Source organism: Atlantibacter sp. RC6 (genome assembly GCF_014193285.1).
Lineage (GTDB): Bacteria > Pseudomonadota > Gammaproteobacteria > Enterobacterales > Enterobacteriaceae > Atlantibacter.
The window spans coordinates 1-15,610 of sequence record NZ_JACHZE010000018.1 but is presented as its reverse complement, the minus strand read 5'-3'; the positions used below and the strand labels follow the sequence as shown (position 1 = coordinate 15,610).

32 protein-coding genes are annotated in these 15,610 nt (G+C 50.4%); 1 reads left to right on the top strand and 31 read right to left on the bottom strand.

Features of this window, described 5'->3' with window-relative positions:
• Positions 1–95: 95 nt before the first annotated feature.
• From rplQ to rpsJ, 28 genes are all read right to left on the bottom strand, one after another.
• Complete coding sequence (gene rplQ, locus FHW74_RS22590) at positions 96–482, bottom strand: 50S ribosomal protein L17 (protein ID WP_001216372.1); 387 nt, start codon at positions 480–482, stop codon at positions 96–98.
• Positions 483–522: 40 nt separating this feature from the next.
• The gene (gene rpoA, locus FHW74_RS22585; protein WP_002438685.1) at positions 523–1,512 is read right to left on the bottom strand and encodes a DNA-directed RNA polymerase subunit alpha; all 990 of its coding nucleotides are present in this window, start codon (positions 1,510–1,512) and stop codon (positions 523–525) included.
• Between the two features lie 25 nt (positions 1,513–1,537).
• On the bottom strand, positions 1,538–2,158 hold the full coding sequence (rpsD, locus tag FHW74_RS22580) for a 30S ribosomal protein S4 (protein WP_183172506.1): 621 nt from the start codon (positions 2,156–2,158) through the stop codon (positions 1,538–1,540).
• Between the two features lie 31 nt (positions 2,159–2,189).
• Complete coding sequence (gene rpsK, locus FHW74_RS22575) at positions 2,190–2,579, bottom strand: 30S ribosomal protein S11 (protein WP_002438687.1); 390 nt, start codon at positions 2,577–2,579, stop codon at positions 2,190–2,192.
• Between the two features lie 16 nt (positions 2,580–2,595).
• The gene (gene rpsM, locus FHW74_RS22570; RefSeq protein ID WP_002438688.1) at positions 2,596–2,952 is read right to left on the bottom strand and encodes a 30S ribosomal protein S13; all 357 of its coding nucleotides are present in this window, start codon (positions 2,950–2,952) and stop codon (positions 2,596–2,598) included.
• Positions 2,953–3,098: 146 nt separating this feature from the next.
• Positions 3,099–3,215 carry a 50S ribosomal protein L36 gene (gene rpmJ / locus FHW74_RS22565; protein ID WP_000868187.1) on the bottom strand — a complete coding sequence of 39 codons (117 nt, stop codon included), beginning with the start codon at positions 3,213–3,215 and terminating at the stop codon, positions 3,099–3,101.
• A gap of 30 nt (positions 3,216–3,245) precedes the next feature.
• Entirely contained in the window at positions 3,246–4,577 is a 1,332-nt protein-coding gene (secY, locus tag FHW74_RS22560) for a preprotein translocase subunit SecY (RefSeq protein WP_161659119.1), read from the bottom strand.
• A gap of 7 nt (positions 4,578–4,584) precedes the next feature.
• Positions 4,585–5,019 carry a 50S ribosomal protein L15 gene (gene rplO, locus FHW74_RS22555; protein ID WP_002438693.1) on the bottom strand — a complete coding sequence of 145 codons (435 nt, stop codon included), beginning with the start codon at positions 5,017–5,019 and terminating at the stop codon, positions 4,585–4,587.
• A gap of 3 nt (positions 5,020–5,022) precedes the next feature.
• Positions 5,023–5,202 (bottom strand): 50S ribosomal protein L30, encoded by a 180-nt coding sequence (gene rpmD / locus FHW74_RS22550; protein ID WP_002438695.1) that lies wholly within the window; start codon positions 5,200–5,202, stop codon positions 5,023–5,025.
• 5 nt (positions 5,203–5,207) lie between these two features.
• The gene (rpsE, locus tag FHW74_RS22545; RefSeq protein WP_002438697.1) at positions 5,208–5,708 is read right to left on the bottom strand and encodes a 30S ribosomal protein S5; all 501 of its coding nucleotides are present in this window, start codon (positions 5,706–5,708) and stop codon (positions 5,208–5,210) included.
• Between the two features lie 14 nt (positions 5,709–5,722).
• Complete coding sequence (rplR, locus tag FHW74_RS22540) at positions 5,723–6,076, bottom strand: 50S ribosomal protein L18 (RefSeq protein WP_002438699.1); 354 nt, start codon at positions 6,074–6,076, stop codon at positions 5,723–5,725.
• A gap of 9 nt (positions 6,077–6,085) precedes the next feature.
• Complete coding sequence (gene rplF / locus FHW74_RS22535; protein ID WP_183172505.1) at positions 6,086–6,619, bottom strand: 50S ribosomal protein L6; 534 nt, start codon at positions 6,617–6,619, stop codon at positions 6,086–6,088.
• A gap of 12 nt (positions 6,620–6,631) precedes the next feature.
• Positions 6,632–7,024: a 30S ribosomal protein S8 gene (gene rpsH / locus FHW74_RS22530; protein WP_125295716.1), complete on the bottom strand. Its 393-nt coding sequence runs from the start codon at positions 7,022–7,024 to the stop codon at positions 6,632–6,634.
• 33 nt (positions 7,025–7,057) lie between these two features.
• A complete protein-coding gene (rpsN, locus tag FHW74_RS22525; protein ID WP_002438702.1) occupies positions 7,058–7,363 on the bottom strand; it encodes a 30S ribosomal protein S14 in 306 nt (101 codons plus the stop codon).
• 14 nt (positions 7,364–7,377) lie between these two features.
• Positions 7,378–7,917 (bottom strand): 50S ribosomal protein L5, encoded by a 540-nt coding sequence (gene rplE, locus FHW74_RS22520; protein ID WP_183172504.1) that lies wholly within the window; start codon positions 7,915–7,917, stop codon positions 7,378–7,380.
• Positions 7,918–7,931: 14 nt separating this feature from the next.
• Positions 7,932–8,246, bottom strand: coding sequence for a 50S ribosomal protein L24 (rplX, locus tag FHW74_RS22515; RefSeq protein WP_183172503.1), 315 nt, complete (start codon positions 8,244–8,246; stop codon positions 7,932–7,934).
• Between the two features lie 10 nt (positions 8,247–8,256).
• Entirely contained in the window at positions 8,257–8,628 is a 372-nt protein-coding gene (gene rplN / locus FHW74_RS22510; protein ID WP_002438705.1) for a 50S ribosomal protein L14, read from the bottom strand.
• Positions 8,629–8,796: 168 nt separating this feature from the next.
• Positions 8,797–9,051 (bottom strand): 30S ribosomal protein S17, encoded by a 255-nt coding sequence (gene rpsQ, locus FHW74_RS22505; RefSeq protein ID WP_002438707.1) that lies wholly within the window; start codon positions 9,049–9,051, stop codon positions 8,797–8,799.
• Positions 9,051–9,242 carry a 50S ribosomal protein L29 gene (gene rpmC, locus FHW74_RS22500; protein WP_000644742.1) on the bottom strand — a complete coding sequence of 64 codons (192 nt, stop codon included), beginning with the start codon at positions 9,240–9,242 and terminating at the stop codon, positions 9,051–9,053. Before rpmC ends, rpsQ begins: the two co-directional genes overlap by 1 nt.
• A complete protein-coding gene (rplP, locus tag FHW74_RS22495) occupies positions 9,242–9,652 on the bottom strand; it encodes a 50S ribosomal protein L16 (protein WP_002438716.1) in 411 nt (136 codons plus the stop codon). Before rplP ends, rpmC begins: the two co-directional genes overlap by 1 nt.
• Before the next feature lie 12 nt (positions 9,653–9,664).
• Positions 9,665–10,366 carry a 30S ribosomal protein S3 gene (gene rpsC, locus FHW74_RS22490; RefSeq protein ID WP_000529945.1) on the bottom strand — a complete coding sequence of 234 codons (702 nt, stop codon included), beginning with the start codon at positions 10,364–10,366 and terminating at the stop codon, positions 9,665–9,667.
• A 17-nt stretch (positions 10,367–10,383) separates the two neighbouring features.
• Entirely contained in the window at positions 10,384–10,716 is a 333-nt protein-coding gene (gene rplV / locus FHW74_RS22485) for a 50S ribosomal protein L22 (protein ID WP_002438719.1), read from the bottom strand.
• Between the two features lie 14 nt (positions 10,717–10,730).
• Positions 10,731–11,009, bottom strand: a complete 279-nt coding sequence (rpsS, locus tag FHW74_RS22480) for a 30S ribosomal protein S19 (protein WP_001138115.1) — start codon at positions 11,007–11,009, stop codon at positions 10,731–10,733.
• Positions 11,010–11,025: 16 nt separating this feature from the next.
• A complete protein-coding gene (gene rplB / locus FHW74_RS22475; protein ID WP_000301859.1) occupies positions 11,026–11,847 on the bottom strand; it encodes a 50S ribosomal protein L2 in 822 nt (273 codons plus the stop codon).
• 17 nt (positions 11,848–11,864) lie between these two features.
• A complete protein-coding gene (rplW, locus tag FHW74_RS22470) occupies positions 11,865–12,167 on the bottom strand; it encodes a 50S ribosomal protein L23 (RefSeq protein WP_000617546.1) in 303 nt (100 codons plus the stop codon).
• Positions 12,164–12,769 (bottom strand): 50S ribosomal protein L4, encoded by a 606-nt coding sequence (gene rplD / locus FHW74_RS22465; RefSeq protein WP_002438727.1) that lies wholly within the window; start codon positions 12,767–12,769, stop codon positions 12,164–12,166. The genes rplW and rplD overlap by 4 nt, the downstream gene beginning before the upstream one ends.
• A gap of 10 nt (positions 12,770–12,779) precedes the next feature.
• On the bottom strand, positions 12,780–13,409 hold the full coding sequence (gene rplC / locus FHW74_RS22460; protein ID WP_047372879.1) for a 50S ribosomal protein L3: 630 nt from the start codon (positions 13,407–13,409) through the stop codon (positions 12,780–12,782).
• A gap of 32 nt (positions 13,410–13,441) precedes the next feature.
• Positions 13,442–13,753, bottom strand: coding sequence for a 30S ribosomal protein S10 (gene rpsJ / locus FHW74_RS22455; RefSeq protein WP_001181005.1), 312 nt, complete (start codon positions 13,751–13,753; stop codon positions 13,442–13,444).
• A gap of 401 nt (positions 13,754–14,154) precedes the next feature.
• Between rpsJ and FHW74_RS22450 the strand changes: the two genes are divergently transcribed.
• On the top strand, positions 14,155–14,625 hold the full coding sequence (locus FHW74_RS22450; protein ID WP_255459970.1) for an A24 family peptidase: 471 nt from the start codon (positions 14,155–14,157) through the stop codon (positions 14,623–14,625).
• Here the strand turns inward: FHW74_RS22450 and bfr are convergent.
• The 3 genes from bfr to FHW74_RS22435 all read right to left on the bottom strand — a co-directional run.
• Positions 14,609–15,085, bottom strand: a complete 477-nt coding sequence (bfr, locus tag FHW74_RS22445; RefSeq protein WP_183172501.1) for a bacterioferritin — start codon at positions 15,083–15,085, stop codon at positions 14,609–14,611. The genes FHW74_RS22450 and bfr overlap by 17 nt on opposite strands.
• Positions 15,086–15,157: 72 nt before the next feature.
• Positions 15,158–15,352: a bacterioferritin-associated ferredoxin gene (bfd, locus tag FHW74_RS22440; RefSeq protein WP_125295712.1), complete on the bottom strand. Its 195-nt coding sequence runs from the start codon at positions 15,350–15,352 to the stop codon at positions 15,158–15,160.
• 156 nt (positions 15,353–15,508) lie between these two features.
• Positions 15,509–15,610 (bottom strand): translation elongation factor Tu (locus FHW74_RS22435; RefSeq protein WP_023167409.1); only part of this gene is annotated, 102 nt, incomplete at its 5' end.

The following is a 15,610-nucleotide window of genomic DNA, read 5'->3' as shown; positions in this document are numbered from 1 at the left end:
TAATCCAGGCTTAGAAAAGAAGAAAAGTATAACAGGCGGGGGAGAGTGGCTATAAAAAAACCCGCCGAGGCGGGTTTTTTTAACGTTACTACAGATTACTCTGCAGCAGCTTCTGCTTTCGATTCAGAGCGATCAACCAGCTCGATGTATGCCATCGGCGCGTTGTCGCCTGCACGGAAGCCACACTTCAGAATGCGAGTGTAACCACCGGCGCGGCTCGCGAAACGCGGGCCCAGCTCGTTAAACAGTTTTGCCACGATCTCGTTATCACGAGTACGGGCGAATGCCAGACGACGATTAGCAACGCTATCAGTCTTGGCAAGAGTAATCAGCGGCTCAACTACGCGACGCAGCTCTTTCGCTTTAGGCAGGGTCGTCTTGATGATCTCATGACGAACCAGAGAACCTGCCATGTTGCGGAACATAGCCTGGCGATGGCTGCTGTTGCGGTTCAGTTGACGACCACTCTTACGATGGCGCATGACCTTATCCTTCTCAGTAAAACCTTAACCTGTGATCCGGTTACTCGTCAGCAATGCTTGCCGGCGGCCAGTTTTCCAGGCGCATGCCCAGAGACAGACCACGTGAGGCCAGCACGTCTTTAATCTCGGTAAGAGATTTTTTACCCAGGTTCGGCGTTTTCAGCAACTCAACCTCGGTACGCTGTACCAGATCACCGATATAGTGGATAGCTTCTGCCTTGAGGCAGTTAGCAGAGCGGACAGTCAATTCCAGATCGTCAACAGGGCGCAGCAGGATCGGATCGAATTCTGGTTTTTCTTCTTTCACTTCCGGCTGACGTACATCACGTAAGTCAACGAAAGCTTCCAGTTGTTCAGCCAGAATGGTCGCCGCACGACGAATCGCCTCTTCAGGATCGATTGTGCCGTTGGTTTCCATTTCGATGACCAGCTTGTCCAGGTCGGTACGCTGTTCTACACGCGCTGCTTCAACATTGTAGGCGATACGCTCTACAGGGCTATAGCAAGCGTCGACCAACAGACGGCCGATCGGGCGCTCATCTTCTTCCGAATGAATTCGGGCAGAAGCCGGCACATAACCACGACCGCGCTGAACTTTGATACGCATGCTAATAGATGCGTTTTCATCGGTCAGGTGGCAGATCACGTGCTGCGGCTTGACGATTTCGACATCACCATCATGGGTGATGTCGGCTGCAGTCACAGGGCCAATGCCAGATTTATTCAGAGTAAGGATAACTTCATCTTTACCTTGAACTCTTACCGCCAGCCCTTTCAGGTTAAGCAGGATTTCCAGGATATCTTCCTGAACACCTTCTTTGGTGCTGTACTCGTGCAGTACACCATCAATCTCAACCTCAGTCACCGCGCAACCCGGCATCGATGAAAGCAGAATACGGCGCAGTGCGTTACCCAGAGTATGGCCAAAGCCACGCTCTAAAGGCTCAAGGGTCACCTTGGCGTGCGTCGAACTCACTTGCTCGATATCTACCAGGCGCGGTTTTAGAAACTCTGTCACAGAACCCTGCATTGTGTCCTCTCTTTGGTACTAAGCTTTACTTGGAGTAAAGCTCGACGATCAGGTGTTCGTTAATGTCCGCAGACAGATCAGAACGCTCAGGCTTACGCTTAAACGTACCTTCCATCTTGCTACCATCAACTTCCAGCCAGGTTGGCTTTTCACGCTGCTCAGCCAGCTCCAGAGCTGCTTTCACGCGAGATTGCTTTTTCGCTTTCTCACGAATGCTGACTACGTCGTTCGGGCTAACCTGATAAGAAGCGATGTTAACAACACGACCGTTTACCATGATAGCTTTGTGGCTAACCAGTTGGCGTGCTTCAGCACGAGTAGCGCCAAAACCCATACGGTATACAACGTTGTCCAGACGACCTTCCAGCAGAGCCAACAGGTTTTCACCGGTGTTGCCTTTCAGACGTGCTGCTTCTTTATAGTAGTTACGGAACTGACGCTCCAGCACACCGTAGATACGGCGAACTTTTTGCTTTTCACGCAACTGCACACCATAGTCAGACAGACGCGGTTTACGCGCACCGTGCTGGCCAGGAGCTTGTTCAATTTTACACTTGGTATCGATCGCGCGAACGCCAGACTTCAGGAATAAGTCTGTACCCTCGCGACGGCTCAGCTTGAGCTTAGGACCCAAATATCTTGCCATTTTCTTTCTCCAACATTCCTAAAAACGGGCGTTATACGCGACGTTTTTTCGGCGGACGACAACCGTTGTGAGGGATCGGAGTCACATCAGTAATATTAGTGATGCGGAAACCAGCGGCGTTCAGAGCACGAATGGTAGATTCGCGACCCGGACCCGGTCCCTTAACCATAACTTCCAGGTTCTTGATACCGTATTCTTTCACGGCTTCTGCGCAACGCTCTGCTGCAACCTGAGCTGCAAACGGAGTGGATTTGCGAGAACCACGGAAACCGGAACCACCGGCAGTTGCCCAACCCAACGCGTTACCTTGACGATCGGTAATAGTCACGATGGTGTTGTTGAAAGAAGCATGGACATGAGCCACGCCGTCAGAGACTTGTTTTCTTACACGTTTACGTGCACGAATTGGTGCCTTTGCCATTATTCAATCACCCCGATTATTTCTTGATCGGTTTGCGCGGACCCTTACGGGTACGAGCGTTGGTCTTGGTACGCTGACCGCGAACCGGGAGACCACGACGATGACGCAAACCGCGATAGCAACCAAGGTCCATCAGACGCTTGATGCTCATGCTCACTTCACGGCGCAGATCACCTTCAACGACAAATTTGGCAACTTCGTCACGCAGCGTGTCGATTTGTTCTTCAGACAGCTCACTGATCTTAACATCTTCAGCGATACCCGCAGCGGCGCAGATGGCCTTGGAGCGAGTCTTGCCGACACCGTAGATCGACGTTAACGCGATCACGGTATGTTTCTGATCAGGAATGTTAATGCCTGCTATACGGGCCACTATGCACTCCTACTATTTAATTATGCGCCCCATGCTGAAAAGCCCGTTTTCAGGATACTCAAATGGAAACGCATAGACATACAAAAGATTGGCTGGCTAATCTAGCCAGCTCAACCCAACTTTGCAAGAAAAATATGCGAGATAAATCAGCCTTGACGCTGTTTATGCTTCGGCTCGGCACTGCAAATCACGCGGATGACGCCATCACGCTTAACGATTTTGCAGTTACGGCATAATTTCTTGACGGAAGCACGAACTTTCATTTTTACTCTCCGTAACTTCTTAAGCGACCATTAACGGCCATAGCCTTTGAGGTTCGCTTTCTTCAATGCAGACTCGTACTGACTGGACATCATCAGAGTTTGCACTTGAGCCATAAAGTCCATAATGACGACAACAACGATTAACAGTGATGTCCCACCGAAGTAGAACGGCACTTTCATTGCATCACGCATGAACTCCGGGATCAGGCAGATAAAAGTAATATAAAGCGCACCAACTAAAGTCAGACGAGTCATTACTTTATCGATATACTTCGCCGTTTGCTCTCCCGGACGAATTCCTGGTACAAATGCACCGGACTTCTTCAGGTTATCAGCTGTTTCTCTCGGGTTGAAAACCAACGCGGTATAGAAGAAACAGAAGAAGATGATTGCAGACGCATAGAGTAACACATAAAGCGGTTGCCCAGGCTGCAAATACAGCGAAATTGTTGTCAGCCAGTTCCAACCGGTACCGCCCCCGAACCATGACGCGATGGTCGCCGGGAACAGAATAATACTAGAAGCGAAAATTGCCGGGATAACCCCCGCCATGTTCACTTTCAGCGGTAAATGTGTGCTCTGTGCAGCATAGACACGACGACCTTGCTGACGTTTCGCATAGTTCACCACAATGCGGCGTTGTCCACGCTCAACGAAAACAACAAAGAAGGTCACTGCAAATACTAATACTGCAACCAACAGCAACAGGAGGAAGTGCAGGTCGCCTTGACGCGCTTGCTCAATCGTATGGCCAATGGCTGGCGGGAGACCCGCAACGATACCAGCGAAGATAATGATTGAGATACCGTTACCGATACCACGCTCAGTAATCTGTTCGCCGAGCCACATCAGGAACATCGTTCCTGTAACCAGACTTACAACAGCGGTGAAATAGAAAGCAAAGCCTGGGTTAAGAACCAGGCCCTGCATTCCAGGCATATTCGGCAGACCGGTAGCAATACCGATCGACTGGAATATCGCCAACACCAACGTACCGTAGCGGGTGTACTGGCTAATCTTACGACGACCAGACTCCCCTTCTTTCTTAAGCTCCGCCAGGGCCGGATGAACGACCGTCAGCAGCTGGATAATAATGGATGCCGAAATGTACGGCATAATACCCAATGCAAAGATAGAAGCACGGCTAAGAGCACCACCAGAGAACATGTTGAACATTTCAATGATGGTGCCACGCTGTTGATCAAGCAGTTTGGCAAGTACAGCGGCATCAATACCAGGGATCGGAATAAAAGAGCCAATTCGGAACACAATCAGCGCACCGATTACAAACAGCAGTCTGCGTTTCAGTTCGCCAAGGCCACCTTTGGCACTTTGAAAATCTAATCCCGGTTGTTTAGCCATCTGCTACTTATTCCTCAGTTTTACCGCCAGCAGCTTCGATAGCAGCACGAGCGCCTTTAGTAACACGCAGACCGCGTACAGTTACCGGACGAGTCACCTCGCCAGACAGGATCACTTTCGCGAACTCGATCTGGATACCGATAATGTTGGCCGCTTTCAGCGTGTTCAGGTCAACGACGTCGCCTTCTACTTTAGCCAGGTCAGACAGACGAACTTCTGCAGTGACCATTGCTTTACGAGAAGTAAAACCGAATTTCGGCAGACGACGGTATAACGGCATCTGACCACCTTCGAAACCGCGACGTACGCCACCGCCAGAACGAGAGTTCTGACCTTTGTGACCACGACCACCGGTTTTACCCAGGCCAGAACCGATACCACGACCCAGACGCTTGGAAGCGTGCTTAGACCCTTCGGCCGGAGACAGAGTATTTAAACGCATCTCTTACTCCTCAACTTTAACCATGTAGGAAATCGCGTTAACCATACCGCGTACAGCAGGAGTATCCTCGCGCTCTACGGTGTGGCCAATACGACGCAGACCCAGGCCAAGCAGCGTTGCCTTGTGTTTCGGCAGACGACCGATTGCACTGCGGGTTTGAGTAATTTTAATAGTCTTTGCCATGGTCATTACCCCAGAATTTCTTCAACGGATTTACCACGCTTGGCAGCGACCATTTCTGGAGAATTCATATTTTCCAGGCCATCGATAGTTGCACGAACCACGTTAATCGGGTTGGTGGAACCGTACGCTTTAGCCAGTACGTTATGAACTCCAGCAACTTCCAGAACGGCGCGCATTGCACCACCGGCGATGATACCGGTACCTTCGGAAGCTGGCTGCATGAATACACGAGAACCCGTGTGAACACCTTTAACCGGGTGCTGCAGGGTGCCGTGGTTCAGCGCGACGTTAATCATATTGCGACGGGCTTTTTCCATCGCTTTCTGGATGGCTGCCGGAACTTCGCGTGCTTTACCGTAACCAAAACCAACGCGACCGTTACCATCGCCTACTACAGTCAGAGCTGTGAAGGAGAAAATACGACCACCTTTTACGGTTTTAGATACGCGGTTTACCGCGATCAGCTTTTCCTGCAGTTCGCCAGCTTGTTTTTCGATGTGAGCCATCTTACACCTCTACCTTAGAACTGAAGGCCAGCTTCACGGGCAGCATCTGCCAGTGCCTGGACACGACCATGATATTGGAAACCGGAACGGTCAAAGGAAACTTCTTTGATACCTTTTTCCAGAGCGCGTTCAGCAACTGCTTTACCAACAGCAGCGGCAGCGTCTTTGTTCCCAGTGTACTTCAGTTGTTCAGTGATAGCTTTTTCAACAGTAGAAGCTGCTACCAGAACTTCAGAACCATTCGGTGCAATTACCTGTGCGTAAATGTGACGCGGGGTACGATGTACCACCAGGCGAGTTGCACCCAGCTCTTTGAGCTTGCGGCGTGCGCGGGTCGCACGACGGATACGAGCAGATTTCTTATCCATAGTGTTACCTTACTTCTTCTTAGCCTCTTTGGTACGCACGACTTCGTCGGCGTAACGAACACCCTTGCCTTTATAGGGCTCAGGACGACGGTAGGCGCGCAGATCAGCTGCTACCTGACCGATCAGCTGCTTATCAGCGCCTTTCAGCACGATTTCAGTCTGGGTCGGACATTCAGCAGTGATGCCTGCCGGCAGTTGGTGGTCAACAGGATGTGAGAAACCCAGAGCCAGGTTTACTACATTGCCTTTAACCGCTGCACGATAACCTACACCAACCAGCTGCAGCTTCTTAGTGAAGCCTTCGGTAACACCGATAACCATTGAGTTCAGCAGTGCACGAGCAGTACCCGCCTGAGCCCATCCATCCACGAAACCATCACGCGGACCGAAAGTCAGAGCGTTGTCTGCTTGTTTCACTTCAACAGCATCGTTGAGAGTACGAGTCAGCTCGCCGTTTTTACCTTTGATCGAAATAACCTGACCGTTGAGTTTTACCTCTACGCCGGCAGGAATAACGACCGGTGCCTTAGCAACACGAGACATTTTTTCCTCCGATTACGCTACGTAGCAGATAATTTCGCCACCAAGACCAGCCTGGCGCGCTGCACGATCGGTCATAACACCTTTAGAGGTAGATACGACAGCGATACCTAAACCAGCCATTACTTTCGGCAGCTCATCTTTTTTCTTATAGATGCGCAGACCTGGGCGGCTGACACGCTGAATGCTTTCTACCACAGCCTTGCCCTGGAAATACTTAAGAGTCAGTTCCAGTTCCGGCTTGGTGTCGCCTTCAATTTTAAAATCTTCAATAAAACCTTCTTCCTTCAGCACGTTGGCAATTGCCACTTTCAGCTTGGAGGAAGGCATGGTGACCGCAGCTTTATTCGCGGATTGACCGTTACGGATACGGGTCAGCATATCCGCGATCGGATCTTGCATGCTCATCTGTCTTTACTCCCGTGATTCAATTGGTGACAATTACCAGCTAGCCTTTTTAAGACCCGGAATTTCACCGCGCATAGCGGCTTCACGGACCTTAATACGGCTCAACCCGAACTTCCGCAGGAAAGCGTGCGGACGACCAGTTTGGCGGCAGCGGTTACGCTGACGAGACGGGCTGGAATCACGCGGCAGAGACTGCAGCTTGAGAACGGCATTCCAACGATCTTCGTCAGAAGCGTTCACATCAGAAATGATCGCTTTCAGTTCAGCGCGTACAGCGAAGTATTTTTCAGCTAAAGCTACGCGCTTTACTTCGCGTGCTTTCATTGATTGCTTAGCCATGAAGTAACCCTACCTTACTTGCGGAACGGGAAGTCAAAGGCAGCCAGCAGAGCACGGCCTTCATCATCGGATTTCGCAGTAGTGGTAATGGTAATATCCAAACCACGAACGCGATCGACTTTATCGTAATCGATTTCCGGGAAGATGATCTGCTCACGGACACCCATGCTGTAGTTACCACGACCATCGAAAGACTTAGAGGACAAGCCACGGAAGTCACGGATACGCGGTACAGCAATAGTGATCAGACGCTCAAAGAACTCCCACATGCGTTCGCCACGCAGAGTCACTTTACAGCCGATCGGATAGCCCTGACGGATTTTGAAGCCTGCAACAGATTTGCGTGCTTTGGTGATCAACGGTTTTTGACCGGAGATTGCTGCCAGGTCAGCTGCTGCATTATCCAGCAGTTTCTTGTCAGCGATCGCTTCACCAACACCCATGTTCAGGGTGATCTTCTCGACCCGAGGGACTTGCATGACAGAATTGTAGTTAAACTCAGTCATGAGTTTCTTAACTACTTCGTCTTTGTAGTAATCATGCAGTTTCGCCATCGTACTACTCCAAATTACTTGATAGTTTCGCTATTAGATTTGAAGAAACGGACTTTTTTGCCGTCTTCGAATCTAAAACCTACACGGTCAGCCTTGCCGGTTGCCGCGTTGAAGATTGCAACGTTAGAAACCTGAATAGCAGCTTCTTTTTCAACGATGCCGCCTGGTTGGTTCAGGGCCGGAACCGGCTTCTGATGTTTTTTAACCAGGTTAATACCTTCAACAATGAGCTTGCCGGAAGACAAGACACTCTTAACTTTACCGCGCTTACCTTTATCTTTACCGGTTAACACGATAACTTCGTCATCACGACGGATTTTAGCTGCCATGATTCGCTCCTTAGAGTACTTCTGGTGCCAGAGAGATAATTTTCATGAACTTTTCATTACGCAGTTCACGAGTTACCGGCCCAAAAATACGCGTGCCGATTGGCTGCTCGCTGTTATTGTTTAAAATAACGCATGCATTGCCATCGAAGCGAATGACAGAACCGTCCGGGCGACGAACGCCCTTCCTGGTGCGCACCACTACCGCCTTCAGGACATCGCCTTTTTTCACCTTACCGCGAGGAATTGCTTCCTTGATGGTAATTTTGATGATGTCGCCGACGCCTGCGTAGCGACGGTGCGAGCCACCCAGAACCTTGATACACATTACGCGACGTGCGCCGGAGTTGTCGGCCACGGTCAGCATAGTCTGTTCTTGGATCATTTCAGTGCTCCGCTAATGTCAACTACTACTTCGGGACCCAATAAATCGGGTCGTTAAAAAGCCCCATAATCGAGGGCGCGGCATTATAACACCGGTTCCTGGATATGGGTAGAAAAAATAAACGGCTCATCGCTGAGCCGTTTATTTGTATTGAGAAAGGCTACTGTATTACAGAACCGCTTTCTCTACAACGCGAACCAGCGTCCAGGACTTAGTCTTGGACAGCGGACGGCATTCACGGATTTCAACCTTGTCGCCGATACCGCATTCGTTGTTCTCGTCATGTACGTGCAGTTTGGTCGTACGCTTAATGAATTTACCGTAGATCGGGTGTTTCACAAAACGTTCGATAGCAACAACAATGGATTTCTCCATTTTGTCGCTAACAACGCGACCTTGCAGAGTACGGATTTTATCGGTCATTACGCACCCGCCTTCTCAGTCAGTAAAGTCTTAACGCGTGCGACATCACGACGCACTTGCTTCAACAGGTGAGACTGTTGCAGCTGGCCACTTGCAGCCTGCATACGCAGGTTGAACTGCTCACGCAGCAGGTTCAGCAGCTCGGTGTTCAGCTCTTCAACACTTTTCTCACGCAGCTCTTTTGCTTTCATTACATCACCGTCTTAGTTACAAAGGTGGTTTTAATCGGCAGTTTCGCTGCTGCCAGCTTGAATGCTTCACGGGCCAGCTCTTCCGGTACTCCGTCCATTTCATACAGGACTTTACCCGGCTGAATCAAGGCAACCCAATACTCCACGTTACCTTTACCTTTACCCATACGCACTTCCAGCGGCTTTTCGGTGATCGGTTTGTCCGGGAATACACGGATCCAGATCTTACCTTGACGCTTAACTGCACGGGTCATAGCACGACGTGCTGCTTCGATCTGACGGGCAGTCAGACGACCACGGCCAACAGCTTTCAGACCGAAAGTGCCGAAGCTAACATCCGTACCCTGCGCCAGACCACGGTTGCGGCCTTTGTGCACTTTACGGAATTTTGTACGCTTTGGTTGTAACATCAGCGACGCTCCTTATTTACGGCCTTTACGCTGCTGCTTTTTAGGTTGAGCAGCCGGTTTTTCCGGTTGTTCAACAGCAGCCATACCACCCAGGATCTCACCTTTGAAGATCCACACTTTAACGCCGATTACACCGTAAGTGGTGTGCGCTTCAGAGGTGTTGTAGTCGATGTCAGCACGCAGGGTGTGCAACGGAACACGACCTTCACGGTACCATTCGGTACGTGCGATCTCCGCGCCGCCCAGACGGCCGCTAACTTCAACTTTGATACCTTTAGCGCCCAGACGCATGGCGTTCTGTACAGCACGCTTCATCGCACGACGGAACATCACGCGACGCTCCAGCTGAGAAGTGATGCTGTCAGCAACCAGTTTTGCGTCCAGTTCAGGCTTACGAACTTCAGCGATATTGATCTGAGCAGGAACGCCAGCGATATCCGCTACGACCTTGCGCAGTTTTTCTACGTCTTCGCCTTTCTTACCGATAACGATACCCGGGCGAGCAGTGTGAATGGTCACACGGATGCTCTTAGCCGGACGCTCGATAACGATACGAGATACGGACGCTTTAGCCAGTTCCTTAGTCAGGTACTGACGTACTTTAAAGTCGCTGTCCAGGTTGTCAGCGAATTCTTTGGTGTTCGCAAACCAGGTAGAGTTCCATGGTTTTACAATACCCAGGCGAATACCATTAGGATGTACTTTCTGACCCATTGCTAGTCTCCAGAGTCTCAGCGATCGGACACAACCACAGTGATGTGGCTGGTGCGCTTCAGGATGCGATCTGCACGACCTTTCGCACGCGGCATAATGCGCTTCATGCTCGGGCCTTCGTCTACGAAAATTTTCGCAACTTTCAGATCGTCGATGTCAGCGCCATCGTTGTGTTCAGCGTTAGCAATGGCAGATTCCAGTACTTTCTTAACCAATACCGCAGCTTTCTTGTTGGTATAGGTCAGGATGTCCAGGGCCTGCGACACTTTCTTACCGCGAATCAGGTCAGCAACAAGGCGAACCTTTTGAGCAGAAGAACGAGCATGGCGATGTTTAGCGATAGTTTCCATCTCTTCCTCCTACCTTATTTCTTCTTCGCTTTTTTATCAGCAGCGTGGCCGCGATAAGTACGAGTCGGTGCGAATTCACCCAGTTTGTGACCAACCATTTCGTCGGAAACAAAGACTGGAACGTGCTGACGACCATTATGGACAGCGATGGTCAAACCGATCATGTTAGGAAAGATCGTTGAACGACGGGACCAAGTGCGCAGGGGCTTCTTGTCTCCGCTTTCCACCGCTTTCTCTACCTTCTTCAGCAAGTGCAGGTCAATAAAAGGACCTTTCTTGAGAGAACGTGGCATGGCTTATCCTCTAAAATTATTTGCTACGGCGACGTACGATAAATTTATCAGTACGCTTGTTGCTGCGGGTCTTCTTACCTTTGGTCTGAACGCCCCACGGAGTTACCGGGTGCTTACCAAAGTTACGACCTTCACCACCACCGTGTGGGTGGTCGACTGGGTTCATCGCAGTACCGCGAACGGTAGGACGAACACCACGCCAGCGTGCAGCACCTGCTTTACCCAGAACGCGCAGCATATGCTCAGCATTGCCAACTTCGCCCAGAGTCGCGCGGCAATCTGCTTCGACTTTACGCATTTCACCAGAACGCAGACGCAGGGTGACATAAGCACCATCGCGCGCAACGATCTGAACGTAAGTACCTGCAGAACGCGCCAGCTGACCGCCTTTACCTGGTTTCATTTCTACGTTATGAACGGTAGAACCAACCGGGATATTGCGCATCGGCAGGGTGTTACCCGCTTTGATTGCAGCATCAACGCCAGACTGAATCTGGTCGCCCGCTTTCAGGCCTTTCGGGGCCAGGATGTAACGGCGTTCGCCGTCTTTGTACAGAACCAGCGCGATGTTCGCGGAACGGTTCGGATCGTACTCAAGACGCTCAACAACTGCCGGGATACCATCTTTGTTGCGTTTGAAGTCAACAATACGGTAAGCCTGCTTGTGGCCACCACCGATGTGACGAGTGGTGATGCGACCATTGTTGTTACGACCACCGGATTTGCTGTTTTTTTCCAGCAACGGAGCAAAAGGTTTGCCCTTGTGCAGCTCAGGGTTAACCACTTTAACTACGTGGCGACGACCCGGAGATGTCGGTTTACACTTAACAACTGCCATTGTATTACTCCTCCGACTTACTCAGCGCCGCCAACGAAGTCCAGGTTCTGGCCTTCTTTCAGGGTGACGTAAGCTTTTTTCCAGTCGCTACGACGACCGATACGCTGTCCGTGACGTTTAACTTTCCCTTTAACAACCAGGGTGTTAACGACTTCGACTTCGACTTCAAACAGTTTCTGCACAGCAGCTTTGATTTCTGCTTTAGTCGCGTCTTTGGCAACTTTGAGAACGATGGTGTTAGTTTTTTCCATCGCAGTAGACGCTTTCTCAGAAACGTGCGGTGCACGCAGCACCTTCAGCAAACGTTCTTCACGAATCATGCCAGCATCTCCTCAACTTGCTTAACAGCGTCAGCCGTCATTACGACTTTGTCGAAGGCGATCAGGCTAACCGGATCGATGCTCACTGCGTCACGTACGTCAACCTTGTGCAGGTTGCGCGCAGCCAGGAACAGATTCTCATCCAGTTCGCCGGTGATGATCAGCACATCTTCCAGAGCCATGTCTTTCAGTTTCTGAGCCAGCAGCTTGGTTTTCGGTGCTTCTACAGAGAACTTCTCGACAACGATCAGACGATCTTGACGTACCAGTTCGGACAGGATGCTTTTCAGCGCGCCGCGGTACATCTTTTTGTTAACTTTTTGACTGTGGTCCTGCGGACGAGCAGCGAAGGTCACGCCACCGGAACGCCAGATCGGGCTCTTGATAGAACCAGAACGCGCACGGCCGGTACCTTTCTGGCGCCACGGCTTTTTACCGGAACCAGTTACTTCAGCACGGGTCTTCTGAGCACGAGTACCCTGACGAGCACCAGCTGCATAAGCTACAACAACCTGGTGTACCAGCGCTTCGTTGAAGTCACGACCGAAGGTAGTTTCGGAAACAGTCAGCGCGCTTTGCGCGTCTTTCAGTACTAATTCCATTGCTATCTCCTTACGCCTTCACAGCTGGTTTAACGATCAGGTCGCTACCGGTTGCACCCGGGACCGCACCTTTAACCAGCAGCAGGTTGCGCTCAGCGTCAACACGTACTACGTCCAGGCTCTGAACGGTTACACGTTCGTTACCCAGCTGACCTGCCATTTTCTTGCCTTTGAACACTTTGCCCGGAGTCTGGTTCTGACCGATAGAACCCGGAACGCGGTGAGACAAGGAGTTACCGTGGGTAGCGTCCTGGGTACGGAAGTTCCAGCGCTTAACGGTACCTGCGAAACCTTTACCTTTAGAGGTGCCAGTTACGTCAACTTTTTTCACTTCTGCAAACAGTTCAACGCTGATGCTCTGACCAACAGTGAACTCTTCGCCGTCTGCCAGGCGGAATTCCCACAGACCACGGCCAGCTTCAACGCCAGCTTTAGCGAAGTGACCAGCTTCCGGCTTGGTTACACGGTTAGCTTTTTTAGCACCAGTGGTAACCTGAATTGCACGGTAGCCGTCGTTAGCCAGGTCTTTAACCTGAGTAACACGGTTTGCTTCTACTTCGATAACGGTTACTGGGATAGAAACGCCGTCTTCAGTGAAGATACGGGTCATACCCACTTTTTTACCGACTAAACCAATCATTGTTTCAACCTCTCAATCGCTCAATGACCTGATTAACCCAGGCTGATCTGCACGTCTACACCGGCAGCCAGATCCAGACGCATCAGAGCATCAACGGTTTTCTCGGTTGGCTCAACGATGTCAACCAGACGCTTGTGAGTGCGAATTTCGTACTGATCGCGCGCGTCTTTGTTAACGTGCGGAGAGATCAGAACGGTAAAGCGCTCTTTGCGGGTCGGCAGCGGGATCGGACCACGTACTTGCGCACCAGTGCGCTTAGCAGTCTCGACGATTTCGGCGGTTGATTGATCGATCAGACGATGATCAAACGCTTTCAAGCGGATACGGATTCTTTGGTTCTGCATGAGACCAGAGCTCCAATTATTTATAGACGAAAATAATTACTCCTCACACCCATTACGATTGATGGGGGAGTGTAATCGTTTTTTACATAGCTTCCCAATTGGAAGCATTGTTAAGCAACAAACTGCATTGCTTCGGTTCTGATTGAACCTGCCGTCAATATTGACAAGCCCGCGCATTATACGGAATTACGCAGCTTAAGCAAGCGCTGTTTACTCTTCGTACGTTCAGCACTGGAATCCGGCGCGCATTTTTGTGCCGAGGCCATGTAAGAGGGTCAGATAAGCCTGAAGACAGCTTCTGCATAAAACATTTCGCGCTATTTTCTCTTTGGTCATAGCGGCATTGTTTGCACACCCTTCCCCTGCCTGTCTTTATGGAGATGCCAATGGCCATTGCATTGATGGTTTTTTATATTGTGGTGTGCGGATGCCTTAGCTGGCATGACTGGCGTACCCACCTTCTGCCCGACCGCCTGACTTGCCCTTTACTGTGGGGCGGCCTGCTGTTCAACGTATTTTGTTTGCCGGATACACTCCCCGATGCCGTACTGGGTGCGGTGGCGGGTTATGGATTCTTTGCCTGTTTCTATTGGCTGTACCGCTGCTTGCGCGGTAATGAAGGACTGGGCTATGGAGACGTCAAGCTACTTGCGGCGCTGGGTGCCTGGCATGGATGGCAATGGTTGTCGGCCATCATTCTGATTGCATCAACGAGTGGGTTAATCATTGCCGGGTTACTGCTTTGGAAAAATCCGCACCGGCATAAAAAAACCCCGCTGCCATTTGGTCCATTTCTGGTGGCTGCAGGGTTCTGCGTTAGCGGGCAGACTTTCGGGCTGCCTGTGATTAGAGTGCTTAACTCTGTTCTTTGATCTGCGACTGGATGTAGTTCTGCAAACCGATTTTAGCGATCAGGTCCAGTTCGGTTTCCAGCCAGTCAATGTGGTGCTCTTCATCTGCCAGGATAGTGATCATCAAGTCACGGCTAACATAGTCATGAATGCTATCGGCATAGGCAATCGCCTCGCGCAAGTCTTTAGCGCCTTCGAGCTCAAGATTAAGGTCGGATTGCAGCATCTCTTCCACATCTTCGCCGATGTGCAGTTTCCCGAGATCCTGCAAATTTGGGATACCTTCGAGGAACAAAATACGCTCAATGTACTTATCAGCGTGTTTCATCTCATCGATGGATTCGTGGTATTCGACGTCATTGAGGCGCATCAGGCCCCAGTCTTTGAACATTCTTGCGTGAAGAAAATACTGATTGATTGCGACAAGCTCATTTCCCAATAATTTATTGAGATAATTTATTATCTTGATATCACCTTTCATTTTATAGTCCCTCCGCTTCCACTACATGAAGCGTAGATCGACTAAAAGGGAAGTCAAAAAAAAGATGACGCTTTAAGCAATCTCTTTGTATTCCGGGATCTGCATCAATTCATCCTGCATGATTTCGCGCGCGGCGCGAACACACTTACCGCACTGATTCCCAACAGGAATAAATTTACGCAGTTGCTGAAATGACTGCGGATGAAACTGGCGTACTGCCTGGCGGATTTTTTTATCGCTGACACCGTTACATAAACAAACGTACATGATCGCTCCCGTTCAAATTATGCGCAGTGTAAATGAGAATAGTTATGATTACAATAGCACAATTGTAAACGGTAAAGAGCGAACGTAACCAAAATTACCGGGTAATATAAAAACAAAAAGGGCGCCGAAGCGCCCTTTTCAATTCAGGGTAATTAATTAGCCCAGAACTTTAGCAACAACGCCCGCGCCAACGGTACGGCCGCCTTCACGGATTGCGAAACGCAGACCGTCGTCCATCGCGATCGGGTGGATCAGGGT

Coding starts and splice junctions, on each gene's coding strand:
- rplQ (WP_001216372.1), bottom strand. CDS start 482: ATGCGCCATCGTAAGAGTGGTCGTCAACTGAACCGCAACAGCAGCCAT.
- rpoA (WP_002438685.1), bottom strand. CDS start 1,512: ATGCAGGGTTCTGTGACAGAGTTTCTAAAACCGCGCCTGGTAGATATC.
- rpsD (WP_183172506.1), bottom strand. CDS start 2,158: ATGGCAAGATATTTGGGTCCTAAGCTCAAGCTGAGCCGTCGCGAGGGT.
- rpsK (WP_002438687.1), bottom strand. CDS start 2,579: ATGGCAAAGGCACCAATTCGTGCACGTAAACGTGTAAGAAAACAAGTC.
- rpmJ (WP_000868187.1), bottom strand. CDS start 3,215: ATGAAAGTTCGTGCTTCCGTCAAGAAATTATGCCGTAACTGCAAAATC.
- secY (WP_161659119.1), bottom strand. CDS start 4,577: ATGGCTAAACAACCGGGATTAGATTTTCAAAGTGCCAAAGGTGGCCTT.
- rplO (WP_002438693.1), bottom strand. CDS start 5,019: ATGCGTTTAAATACTCTGTCTCCGGCCGAAGGGTCTAAGCACGCTTCC.
- rpmD (WP_002438695.1), bottom strand. CDS start 5,202: ATGGCAAAGACTATTAAAATTACTCAAACCCGCAGTGCAATCGGTCGT.
- rpsE (WP_002438697.1), bottom strand. CDS start 5,708: ATGGCTCACATCGAAAAACAAGCTGGCGAACTGCAGGAAAAGCTGATC.
- rplR (WP_002438699.1), bottom strand. CDS start 6,076: ATGGATAAGAAATCTGCTCGTATCCGTCGTGCGACCCGCGCACGCCGC.
- rplF (WP_183172505.1), bottom strand. CDS start 6,619: ATGTCTCGTGTTGCTAAGGCACCGGTCGTTATTCCTGCCGGCGTAGAG.
- rpsH (WP_125295716.1), bottom strand. CDS start 7,024: ATGAGCATGCAAGATCCGATCGCGGATATGCTGACCCGTATCCGTAAC.
- rpsN (WP_002438702.1), bottom strand. CDS start 7,363: ATGGCTAAGCAATCAATGAAAGCACGCGAAGTAAAGCGCGTAGCTTTA.
- rplE (WP_183172504.1), bottom strand. CDS start 7,917: ATGGCGAAACTGCATGATTACTACAAAGACGAAGTAGTTAAGAAACTC.
- rplX (WP_183172503.1), bottom strand. CDS start 8,246: ATGGCAGCTAAAATCCGTCGTGATGACGAAGTTATCGTGTTAACCGGT.
- rplN (WP_002438705.1), bottom strand. CDS start 8,628: ATGATCCAAGAACAGACTATGCTGACCGTGGCCGACAACTCCGGCGCA.
- rpsQ (WP_002438707.1), bottom strand. CDS start 9,051: ATGACCGATAAAATCCGTACTCTGCAAGGTCGCGTTGTTAGCGACAAA.
- rpmC (WP_000644742.1), bottom strand. CDS start 9,242: ATGAAAGCAAAAGAGCTGCGTGAGAAAAGTGTTGAAGAGCTGAACACC.
- rplP (WP_002438716.1), bottom strand. CDS start 9,652: ATGTTACAACCAAAGCGTACAAAATTCCGTAAAGTGCACAAAGGCCGC.
- rpsC (WP_000529945.1), bottom strand. CDS start 10,366: ATGGGTCAGAAAGTACATCCTAATGGTATTCGCCTGGGTATTGTAAAA.
- rplV (WP_002438719.1), bottom strand. CDS start 10,716: ATGGAAACTATCGCTAAACATCGCCATGCTCGTTCTTCTGCTCAAAAG.
- rpsS (WP_001138115.1), bottom strand. CDS start 11,009: ATGCCACGTTCTCTCAAGAAAGGTCCTTTTATTGACCTGCACTTGCTG.
- rplB (WP_000301859.1), bottom strand. CDS start 11,847: ATGGCAGTTGTTAAGTGTAAACCGACATCTCCGGGTCGTCGCCACGTA.
- rplW (WP_000617546.1), bottom strand. CDS start 12,167: ATGATTCGTGAAGAACGTTTGCTGAAGGTGCTGCGTGCACCGCACGTT.
- rplD (WP_002438727.1), bottom strand. CDS start 12,769: ATGGAATTAGTACTGAAAGACGCGCAAAGCGCGCTGACTGTTTCCGAA.
- rplC (WP_047372879.1), bottom strand. CDS start 13,409: ATGATTGGTTTAGTCGGTAAAAAAGTGGGTATGACCCGTATCTTCACT.
- rpsJ (WP_001181005.1), bottom strand. CDS start 13,753: ATGCAGAACCAAAGAATCCGTATCCGCTTGAAAGCGTTTGATCATCGT.
- FHW74_RS22450 (WP_255459970.1), top strand. CDS start 14,155: ATGGTTTTTTATATTGTGGTGTGCGGATGCCTTAGCTGGCATGACTGG.
- bfr (WP_183172501.1), bottom strand. CDS start 15,085: ATGAAAGGTGATATCAAGATAATAAATTATCTCAATAAATTATTGGGA.
- bfd (WP_125295712.1), bottom strand. CDS start 15,352: ATGTACGTTTGTTTATGTAACGGTGTCAGCGATAAAAAAATCCGCCAG.